The 4633-nt window shown below is 41.1% G+C and carries 1 protein-coding gene and 1 pseudogene; both read left to right on the top strand.

Annotated features, from left to right (window positions below):
- A partial coding sequence (gene rpoB, locus QX565_RS00275) for a DNA-directed RNA polymerase subunit beta (protein ID WP_289290542.1) occupies nt 1–3305 on the top strand: 3305 nt, incomplete at its 5' end.
- Nucleotides 3306–3418: 113 nt separating this feature from the next.
- Nucleotides 3419–4633 (top strand): annotated as a pseudogene (locus QX565_RS00270) (DNA-directed RNA polymerase subunit beta'); the annotation flags it as partial.

Here is a 4633-nt window from a genome sequence, read left to right as displayed (position 1 = left end):
GTATTATTCCATTCAAGGGTTCATGGATTGAGTTTGCTACCGACATCAATAATGTGATGTACGCATACATCGACCGAAAGAAAAAACTGCCTGTAACAACGCTGTTGAGAGCGATTGGCTTTGAAAATGATAAAGATATTCTTGAGATTTTTAACCTGGCAGAAGATGTAAAGGTAAACAAGACAAATCTTAAGAGAATCGTGGGTCGTAAGCTGGCTGCCCGTGTTTTGAAAACCTGGATTGAAGATTTTGTTGATGAAGATACTGGTGAAGTAGTTTCTATCGAGCGTAATGAAGTTATTATCGACCGTGAAACTGTCATTGAGGAAGAACATATCAATGAAATTATTGAATCGGGCGTTCAGAACATCCTGATCCATAAGGATGAGCCGAATCAGTCTGATTACTCCATTATATATAATACTTTGCAGAAGGACCCGAGTAACTCGGAAAAAGAAGCGGTGCTTTATATTTATCGTCAGTTGCGTAATGCAGATCCTGCCGATGATGCAAGTGCACGTGAGGTAATAAACAACCTGTTCTTCTCGGAAAAGAGATATGACCTTGGGGATGTAGGCCGTTATAGAATCAACAAAAAGTTGAATCTGACGACTGACATGGATGTACGTGTTCTTACCAAGGAAGATATTATTGAAATCATTAAATATCTGATTGAGTTGATTAACTCAAAAGCAGATGTGGATGATATTGACCACTTGAGTAATCGTCGTGTACGTACAGTAGGTGAACAGCTGTCTAATCAGTTTGCTGTTGGTCTGGCTCGTATGTCACGTACTATTCGTGAACGTATGAATGTTCGTGATAACGAAGTGTTTACTCCGATTGACTTGATCAATGCGAAGACAATTTCTTCTGTTATTAATTCATTCTTCGGAACCAATGCTTTGTCACAGTTTATGGATCAGACAAACCCGCTGGCTGAGATTACTCACAAGCGTCGTATGTCTGCACTGGGTCCTGGTGGTCTTTCCCGTGAACGTGCCGGATTTGAGGTTCGTGACGTTCATTACACACATTATGGTCGTCTTTGCCCGATTGAAACACCGGAAGGTCCGAATATCGGTTTGATTTCGTCATTGTGTGTATTTGCAAAAATTAATGACCTTGGATTCATTGAAACTCCATATCGTAAAGTAGAGAATGCTAAGGTAGATCTTTCTGATAACGGTTTGATTTATCTGACTGCAGAAGAAGAAGAAGGTAAGGTCATTGCACAGGGTAATGCTCCGTTGAATGATGATGGAACATTTATTCGTAACAAAGTAAAATCTCGTCAGGATGCTGATTTCCCAGTTGTGGAACCTGCTGAAGTAGAGTTGATGGATGTTTCTCCTCAGCAGATTGCTTCTATTGCAGCTTCTTTGATTCCGTTCTTGGAACATGATGATGCTAACCGCGCATTGATGGGATCTAACATGATGCGCCAGGCAGTTCCTTTATTGAGAAGTGAAGCTCCTATTGTAGGTACTGGTATCGAACGTCAGTTGGTTAGAGATTCACGTACGCAGATTACTGCAGAAGGTGATGGCGTAATTGATTATGTTGATGCTACTACCATTCGTATTTTGTATGATCGTACCGAAGACGAAGAATTTGTAAGTTTTGAATCGGCTCTGAAAGAATATAGAATTCCTAAATTCCGTAAGACCAACCAAAATATGACAATTGACCTTCGTCCGATCTGTAATAGAGGTGATCGGGTAACGAAGGGGCAAATCCTGACAGAAGGTTATTCTACTGAAAATGGTGAATTGGCATTGGGTAAGAATTTGCTCGTTGCATATATGCCATGGAAGGGATATAACTATGAGGATGCTATCGTATTGAACGAACGTGTTGTTCGTGAAGACTTGCTCACTTCTGTACATGTTGAAGAATACTCATTAGAGGTTCGCGAAACAAAACGCGGAATGGAGGAACTTACTTCCGATATTCCTAATGTAAGTGAAGAGGCCACTAAAGATCTTGATGAGAACGGTATTGTGCGTATTGGTGCACGTATTCAGCCGGGGGATATCATGATTGGTAAAATCACTCCGAAGGGTGAGTCTGATCCTTCTCCTGAAGAGAAATTGCTTCGTGCTATCTTTGGTGATAAAGCTGGTGATGTGAAAGATGCTTCTTTGAAAGCTTCTCCTTCATTGAAGGGTGTGGTTATTGATAAGAAACTCTTCTCACGTGTAATAAAGAACCGCAGTTCTAAGTTGGCTGATAAAGCCTTGCTTCCGAAGATAGATGATGAGTTTGAAGGAAAAGCTTCAGACTTGAAACGTATTCTTGTGAAGAAGCTAATGACATTGACTGAAGGTAAGGTTTCACTGGGAGTAAAGGATTATTTGGGAGCTGAAGTAATTGCGAAGGGTTCCAAATTTAATGTGTCAGATTTTGACTCACTTGACTTTACTTCTATTCAGTTAAGTAATTGGACGAATGATGAACATATTAATAGTATGATTCGTGATTTGGTGATGAACTATATCAAGAAGTATAAAGAGCTTGATGCTGAATTGAAACGTAAGAAGTTTGCTATCACTATTGGTGACGAACTCCCTGCAGGTATTATTCAGATGGCAAAAGTATATATTGCTAAAAAACGCAAGATTGGTGTCGGTGATAAAATGGCAGGTCGTCATGGTAACAAGGGTATTGTTTCCCGTGTTGTACGTCAGGAAGATATGCCATTCCTGGAAGATGGTACTCCGGTTGACATTGTCTTGAATCCGTTGGGTGTGCCTTCGCGTATGAATATCGGACAGATTTTTGAAGCTGTTCTTGGTCGTGCAGGAAAGACACTTGGCGTTAAGTTTGCTACTCCTATTTTCGATGGTGCTACCATGGAGGACTTGGATCAGTGGACAGATAAAGCAGGATTGCCGCGTTATTGCAAGACTTATCTTTGCGACGGTGGTACAGGTGAGAAATTTGACCAGGCAGCAACTGTAGGTGTAACTTATATGCTTAAACTTGGTCACATGGTTGAAGATAAGATGCATGCTCGTTCTATCGGTCCGTACTCACTTATTACTCAGCAGCCACTTGGTGGTAAAGCTCAGTTTGGTGGTCAGCGTTTCGGAGAAATGGAGGTTTGGGCACTCGAAGGTTTCGGTGCTGCACACATTCTCCAGGAAATATTGACAATTAAATCAGATGATGTTGTGGGACGTTCTAAAGCTTACGAAGCAATCGTTAAGGGGGAACCTATGCCGCAACCTGGTATCCCGGAATCTTTAAATGTGTTGTTACACGAGTTGAGAGGCTTGGGACTAAGCATTAATCTGGAATAATTATTTAGTTGAAAGTTGATAATTGAAAGTTGAAAGTTTTATTACTCTCTGCTTTCAATTATCAAACTTCAACTTTCGACTTTTAACTTTCAATTTTCAACTAATATAAGAGTATGGCTTTTAGAAAAGAAAATAAGACGAAGAGCAATTTCTCGAAAATCTCTATTGGTTTGGCTTCTCCGGAAGAAATCCTAGAGAATTCGAGTGGTGAAGTATTAAAGCCTGAAACCATTAATTACCGTACTTACAAACCAGAACGTGACGGTTTGTTCTGTGAGCGTATCTTTGGTCCTATTAAGGATTATGAATGCCATTGCGGTAAGTATAAACGTATCCGTTATAAAGGTATCGTCTGCGACCGTTGCGGTGTAGAAGTTACTGAAAAGAAAGTACGTCGTGAACGTATGGGACATATTCAGCTTGTAGTGCCGGTGGCTCACATCTGGTATTTCCGCTCACTTCCTAATAAGATCGGTTATTTGTTGGGCTTGCCTACCAAGAAACTGGATTCTATCATTTATTACGAGCGTTACGTTGTGATTCAGCCGGGTGTTAAAGCTGAGGATGGCGTAGCTGAATATGATTTGCTTTCAGAAGAAGAATATCTGGATATTCTGGATACGCTTCCGAAAGAAAATCAGTATCTCGAAGATACAGATCCGAATAAGTTCATTGCTAAGATGGGGGCAGAGGCTATTTATGATCTTCTGGCACGTCTTGATTTGGATGCATTGTCATACGAGCTGCGTCACCGCGCTGGAAATGATGCTTCACAGCAACGCAAAAATGAGGCTCTGAAACGTTTACAGGTGGTGGAGTCGTTCCGTGCATCTCGTGGACGTAATAAGCCGGAATGGATGATCGTACGTATTGTACCGGTTATTCCTCCTGAACTTCGCCCGCTGGTGCCGTTGGATGGTGGTCGTTTTGCTACATCGGATTTGAATGACCTTTACCGTCGTGTGATTATCCGTAACAATCGTTTGAAACGTTTGATTGAAATCAAGGCTCCGGAAGTTATTTTGCGTAATGAAAAACGTATGCTTCAGGAATCGGTTGACTCATTGTTTGATAACTCGCGCAAATCAAGTGCTGTTAAGACGGACGCTAATCGTCCGCTGAAGTCATTATCAGATAGTTTGAAGGGTAAACAAGGACGTTTCCGTCAGAATTTGCTTGGTAAGCGTGTTGACTATTCAGCTCGTTCGGTTATCGTTGTAGGTCCTGAGTTGAAAATGGGTGAATGCGGTATTCCTAAATTGATGGCTGCCGAACTTTATAAACCATTTATCATTCGTAAGTTGATTGAACGCGGTATTGTAAAAACT

The sequence above is a fragment of the Bacteroides sp. 41_26 genome (assembly GCF_949740115.1).
GTDB lineage: Bacteria > Bacteroidota > Bacteroidia > Bacteroidales > Bacteroidaceae > Bacteroides > Bacteroides nordii.
Note: the sequence above shows the minus strand (reverse complement) of the source record. Positions and strands in the feature narration are given on the sequence as shown.